Annotated in this window: 4 protein-coding genes, 2 pseudogenes and 1 riboswitch; of the genes and pseudogenes, 4 read left to right on the top strand and 2 right to left on the bottom strand. The window is 63.6% G+C overall.

Going from position 1 to position 6150, the window contains the following annotated elements:
• Positions 1 to 421 (bottom strand): annotated as a pseudogene (locus AC50YA_RS14380) (glycine dehydrogenase (aminomethyl-transferring)); the annotation flags it as partial.
• 160 nt (positions 422 to 581) lie between these two features.
• Positions 582 to 679, bottom strand: a riboswitch (glycine riboswitch).
• A gap of 305 nt (positions 680 to 984) precedes the next feature.
• Here AC50YA_RS14380 and AC50YA_RS14375 point away from each other — a divergent pair.
• On the top strand, positions 985 to 1890 hold the full coding sequence (locus AC50YA_RS14375; protein ID WP_494982936.1) for a hypothetical protein: 906 nt from the start codon (positions 985 to 987) through the stop codon (positions 1888 to 1890).
• Positions 1891 to 2258: 368 nt separating this feature from the next.
• Positions 2259 to 3191: a polyphosphate kinase 2 gene (gene ppk2 / locus AC50YA_RS14370; protein ID WP_494982943.1), complete on the top strand. Its 933-nt coding sequence runs from the start codon at positions 2259 to 2261 to the stop codon at positions 3189 to 3191.
• Positions 3192 to 3425: 234 nt separating this feature from the next.
• On the opposite strand, the gene AC50YA_RS14365 is transcribed toward ppk2, so the two are convergent.
• Positions 3426 to 3734 (bottom strand): YegP family protein, encoded by a 309-nt coding sequence (locus tag AC50YA_RS14365; RefSeq protein ID WP_494982935.1) that lies wholly within the window; start codon positions 3732 to 3734, stop codon positions 3426 to 3428.
• 529 nt (positions 3735 to 4263) lie between these two features.
• On the opposite strand from AC50YA_RS14365, the pseudogene AC50YA_RS14360 reads away from it, so the two are divergent.
• Both AC50YA_RS14360 and AC50YA_RS14355 read left to right on the top strand, forming a co-directional pair.
• Positions 4264 to 4872: pseudogene (locus AC50YA_RS14360) on the top strand (AAA family ATPase); the annotation flags it as partial.
• A 183-nt stretch (positions 4873 to 5055) separates the two neighbouring features.
• Positions 5056 to 6141, top strand: coding sequence for a DUF8462 domain-containing protein (locus AC50YA_RS14355; protein ID WP_494982934.1), 1086 nt, complete (start codon positions 5056 to 5058; stop codon positions 6139 to 6141).
• The last annotated feature ends 9 nt before the right edge of the window (positions 6142 to 6150 follow it).

Raw genomic sequence — 6150 nt, 5'->3', positions numbered from 1 at the left:
TCGCGATCGGCAGGCCGACGAGGTCCTGGACCATGGTCTGGAAGTTCAGCAAAGCCTCGAGCCGGCCCTGGGAAATCTCCGGCTGGTAGGGGGTGTAGGCGGTGTACCAGGCCGGGGCCTCGAGGATGTTGCGGCGGATCACCGCGGGCGTCACGGTGTCGTAGTAGCCCTGGCCGATCATCTGCACAGCCGTCTTGTTCTTTGCCGCGAGCTTCCGCAGCTCCGCAAGGACCTCAACCTCGCTGAGGGCGTCCTTGAGGGCCAACGGCTTGGCCTGGCGGATGGAATCTGGGACGGCAACGTCCACGAGGCCATCAACGCTGTCATAGCCAACGGCCTTGAGCATGGTGTCAATATCGGCCTGGCGGCGCGCACCAATATGCCGATCGGCAAAGGTGGAAGGGGACGACTGGACTGTCATGAAGGAACTCCATAATTCAGGTGGCGCGCTGGGTACGCCACATTGATTCGGGTTCCTCCCCGCTCTGTATCGGACCTGAGAGTTTCCGCGCCCACCTGCTTTTACAGGGTGACGCTTGCACCGTCGGTGAGCCCGTTGCCGGACTACTTTCCAGAGTTGCCTAACCGCGGCGGTACGTGGGCCTGAGAGATTCCCGGAGAGGATTTGCTCCTACGGCGCCTGCTGAACGTACCGGCAGGACTCTCCCGCCGCAGATCAAAAGCATGTGCCACTTCGTCAGTGACACGGCTCACAGCTTAGCCTGATTCTCGGACCCTTGCAAGATGTCGCGTTGACTCATCAAAGATGCCCGCGTAGCGCCTATCGAAGAATCATTTGGTAATGCCCGCGTAGCGGCGCGTCTGCTGGGATGGTATCCGCCGGCCCGGCACTGTGAGCCATGGAGCTTCCGATGAGCGAACGCAAGGCCGTCACGAAAACCACCGCCCTCCGATATGCCCGGTCGGACCGGGCCGCCAAGAAGACCATCCTGGACGAACTGTGTGCCCTGACGCTTTGGCACCGTGACCATGCGCGGAAGGCGGCAGGCCCTGGCGCTCAAACAGGTCAAGCCCCGACCGCCCAGGCCCCCGGTCTACGGCGAGGACGTGATCGAGGCGCTGCGGTTCTGCTGGGCCGTCCAGGGCACCCCGTGCGGGCGTCTGTTGGCAGCAGCGCTGCCGGACTTGGTTCCGCGGCTGCGCCGGTTCAAGGAGCTGAGTATCGAGGACGGGACGGCGGCGTTGCTGCTGAAGATCGCCCCGGCCACCATCGACCGCCGGCTCAGGGCAGACCGGGGCAAACTCGACCCCAGGGGCCGCTCCCACACCAAGCCCGGAACACTGCTCAAGGACTCCATCCCGATGCGGACCTGGGCCGAATGGGACGATGCGGTGCCCGGGTTTGTGGAGATTGATCTGGTCGGCCACGAGGGCGGCAATTCCAAGGGTCAGTTCTGCTTCACCCTGACGATCACTGACATTTCCACGGGGTGGACCGAGACCCGGTCGGTCAGGAACAAGGCCCAGAAATGGGTGTTCGCCGCGATCAAGGAAGCCACCGCGGCGTTCCCGTTCCCGATCATCGGGATCGATTCGGATTATGCCGACGTCGGCACAACTCGGACAACGGGAGCGATTTACAGGGTGGGCGGCATCCAGATCCGTCGACAGTGCCGAGAGCTGTTGCTGCAACTGATGGATTTGTTGGGTTGCTTCGCTCGCCCGCCGGGACAGCGCAGCGTTTGGTCTGTCAGTTCCTGGGCGCGGACGCCCTGTGAATGTGCCTCACCGGGCCTGCTGACGCGCATGGGTCCGGGGTGGAGTCCAGGACCGGCAGCGGGCTGGGGGCGAGTCGCTGCTGGTTGTTGTGGGGAACAACCAGGGCTCTGTCGCCGGGTCTGCCTTAATTTTAGGACGGGTCCACCCTAACGGCGGCTACCGGGGTCGGGCACTTTTCCGGCGATCGGGTTCGTGAGATCATCCCGATATGAGTCAAAATGCCAACGAAAACGCAGACGCGGTTCTTCCCGGTAGGGGGTCAATGACCACGCCTGGGAGCGGGAGCGCCGCCATCCCACGGCGGGCCAGCTGCGGGCGATCGGTTCCCGCCGGAGGGATGCGGAAATGAAGCTGGAGCACCATCAAAAGGAAGCTCGACTTCGAGATCGCGAAAATCACTCGGATCGGGACGACTGAGGTCGGTCCGCCTGGGTCGATGCTGGTGAGCTTCCAGACCTTCCGGTTTGGGTCAGTCCATAGCGCTGGGCCAGGCGGGCGGCACAGAAGGAGGGCTTGTGATGCTGGAAGGCGAGACGTGGACGCCGGTGGATCCGTGGTGGGTCAGGGATAACCTGCGTGAGGCCATTGATCGTCTCGTGGAGTTGGGGTACACGGTGCGCGGTGGGCAGGGCGAGGACCCCGAGCTGATCGATCCTGGTGGTTCGGCCGTGGAGACCTGGCGCGAGGACTACCCCTATGAGGAACGGATGTCCCGGGAGGAATACGAGCTGGAGAAATACCGGCTGCAGGTCGAGTTGTTGAAGTTCCAGTACTGGGGCCAGGACCACGGCCTCAGACACGTGGTCGTCTTCGAGGGCCGCGACGCCGCCGGGAAGGGCGGGACCATCAAGCGCTTCACCGAGCATCTGGATCCCCGCTCGGCCCGTACCGTGGCGCTGAGCAAACCGTCAGACCGTGAACAGGGCCAGTGGTACTTCCAGCGCTACATCCAGCACCTGCCCACGGCAGGGGAGGTCGTGCTGTTCGACCGCTCCTGGTACAACCGGGCGAACGTGGAACGGGTCATGGGTTTCTGTACCAAAGAGGAGTACGCCACGTTCATGGACCAGGCCCCGGTGTTCGAAAGGATGCTGGTGGACTCCGGAATCCACTTGACCAAATTCTGGTTTTCCGTGACCCGACACGAGCAGCGAACCCGGTTCGCGATCCGCCAGATCGACCCAGTCAGGCGCTGGAAACTCTCACCCGTGGACCTGGCATCCCTGGACCGGTGGGAGGAATACACACAGGCCAAGGAAGAGACATTCCTGCGCACTGACACAGACCACTCGCCCTGGATGACGATCAAGTCCAATGACAAGAAGCGGGGCCGGATCAACGCCATGCGATTCTTCCTCAACCAGTTCGAATACGACGACAAGGACCCTTCGGTGGTTCAAACCCCCGACCCCCTCATCGTGCGACGCGGCCGCGACGCCGTCGGTGACTGATACCGACCGGATCCGCCACGGTCGTCACCCCTCGTCCGTGACGTTCAAGGTACGGCGCTGATCGTGGTGGACCGCGACGGTGAAAACCAGATCGTGGTGTGCCCGGGTGCCAACTCCGGGTTCAGCTGAAACTGCGATTCATCTCCCGACGAGCCGTCAGGGGGTCCCAAACAGACTGCGAAAGTGGTACCAACTCACACTGGCATAATCACTGGGGAGTGGCCCGGGTACGGTTCAGGCAGCCTTGTGCCAGGAGGGTTCGCGGCCGTGTGCGCTGTGCCCTGGACCCGCGGGGCGCTGCGGTTGAGCCGTGTTCCGGGTCGCGGGCTGGGTTTTAGCGGATCGGCTGTGGAGGGGGATGTCGGGGCAGAGGTCGGTAATCAGGCCCATGCCGGCGTATTCGCGGACGGCGGTGATGCCGGCGACGGCGGCGGCTTTGTCAGGGAATGGCCTCGACAGGGCCATTACGGTCCCGTCGGGAGCCGTGAGCCTGAACCTGAAGTGGTTGTCCTCGTCGTGGAAGAGCTCGAATGTACCTGTCATGGTGATCCTCCTGGACGCGGAAGGAACCGCGCCGGCTTTCTCCGGGTTCTGGACGCGGCGTTGCGTTCAGGACTTCTGGTCAGGCAAGGGATTCAGTGCTGCGTGTCTGTGGTGCACGACACACGCGGGTGGCCTTAGACTACGGGCCCGTGCGCATACTGACCAGTAAGCGCGATGCTCCTATTGACTGTCAAGGCGCGGGGCTGCTGGTGCCGGAGGAATATGTCGGACGAGCGTTCGGTGTATTTCTCGGACGACATAGCGTTTGAGGCATCGAATGATTTCGCGCTTACTGAGGCCTTCTGGTTGCGTTTGAGAACGTAGGCCCGGGTGGTGTCGTGATGCCTCATGCGGACGAGCACGACGCGGTGAATGGCCGAATTAGCGGCACGGTCCCGCCACGGCTGAGGCGGTGCCTGCTGGTCTTCCCGGAAGAGGCAGGGATCAGGGCAGCAAGGGCCGCTTCGGCGCGGATTCGTTCCGGGTTGTCGCCAGCACAGACGAGCAACTGGCTGGCGACTTCGGTCTCGACCCCGTATACGGACGTCTTGGCCTCACGGACAGCGACGGCCGGCGGCCGCTCATCGATTGGCGTTCCCCGGCGGCCGAGCCGTTCTTCGGGGCGACCCACGCCAACCCGATGGGCCTGGCCAGCCGCCGACGGTATCGGTGGACCCGCGGCAGGATCAGCGACTACTGGGACGAGGTGTTCACGCCAGGTGCGGTTGAAGGGAACGCGGCCCTCGAAGACCTTTCCGCCTTCATCGCCAGCCTGGGGAGCAGCCGGTCTGCGCGGATGCAGGATGTGCTGGGCACCATCCAGGCAGACCAGGACACCATCATCCGCGCGTCGTCCCGCGGTGCGCTCGTGGTCGACGGCGGTCCAGGCACGGGGAAATCCGTGGTCGCTCTGCACCGCTCCGCCTACCTCCTCTATTCCGACCCCCGCATTGGCCACGGCGGCAGCCAGCGCAACAGCGGCGTGCTGTTCATCGGTCCGCCGGCCCTACCGGGCCTACGTCGCCGACGTCCTGCCCAGCCTCGGCGAGGAGGGCGTACGTGCACCCTGCGGGACCTCGTTCCTAAGGGAGCCGCAGCAGCGATCGAAACCGACCCGGAGGTGGCCTTCCTGAAGGCGTGTTGCGCCGGGCGCTGGCGCGGAACGCGGAGTTGGTCGAAGCGTTCAGGAACGGCTTGAGCGGGTCGGAATGGCCAGCGCGAACCTGGCGAGCCTCAGCATCAACTACCGAGCCCGGACTGCTAGGCTGGTCGAAGTTTCACCACTTTCACCACTTTCACCAGGTTTCACCCGGAGGCGTCTGTGCAGAATCCTTTCAAACCCACTGCCGGAGCCACCCCTCCGGACCTAATCGGCAGAGCCGGGCTGCTGGACGAATTCGAATACGGCTTGCAACAGGGATCAGGTGCTCCGGGGCTGCTCACGATCATTACGGGATCCCGGGGCATTGGCAAGACCGTAATGCTCGGTGCCGCGGAGGCGATCGCCAGAGATCACGGATGGGCCGTGATCTCCCGAACGGCCAATCCGGGATTCCTGGCAAAGATCGGCGACGACATGCTACGACTTGCAGACGAGTTCGGGGACGGTCCGCCGACGCGGAAGATCACGGCTTTCTCCGCCGCAGGGTTCGGGTTGACGACACAATTACCCCAGGAACGTGTTCCGGATTGGCGCAGGACCGGCGAGGAACTCCTGCGACTGTTGGACGCCAAACAAACGGGCCTGGTCATCACTATTGACGAAATCCATGCCGTCGACCGTACAGAAATCTCTCAGTTGGCCGCCGACGTCCAACACTTCATTCGCGACGGTCTGCCGATCGGCCTGATCTTCGCCGGCCTCCCCTCGGCCGTGTCCGATCTGCTCAACGAAGGCGTAGCCACCTTCCTGCGGCGGGCCGACAGGATCAACCTGCACGAAGCGGCCGTCGCCGAAGTCACCGCCTCCTACCGGGAACTATTCAGTGAAGGAGGCATCGGCGTCTCCCCGGAGCTGCTCAGCGAGGCGGCGGCGGCCACAGAGGGCTACCCGTTCCTCATTCAGCTCGTCGGCTATTACCTCTGGATGGAGGCTGGCAAGTCCGGCTGGACGTTGGATGAGAGCGGGGTCCGCACTGCCATCGCGGCCGCGCTGCGACGAAACACCCTGGTTGTTGTCGAGTCGGCACTTTCGGACATCTCCGATAAGGACCGTGAGTTCCTCGATGCGATGGCCCAGCAGGATGGCCCTTCGTCAGCTGCCCAGATCGGGAACATCATCAAATCCAAACCCAATCTGGTCTCCAAGTACCGGAACAGGCTCATCGCAGCCGGACTGATCGAGTCTGCCGGCTACGGGAAGGTCGACTTTGCCATCCCCGGACTGCGCCAACACCTTCGAGGGTAGAGCCGTTTG

The sequence above is a fragment of the Pseudarthrobacter sp. RHLT3-21 genome (assembly GCF_059383495.1).
This window is presented reverse-complemented; position numbering and strand designations above follow the sequence as displayed.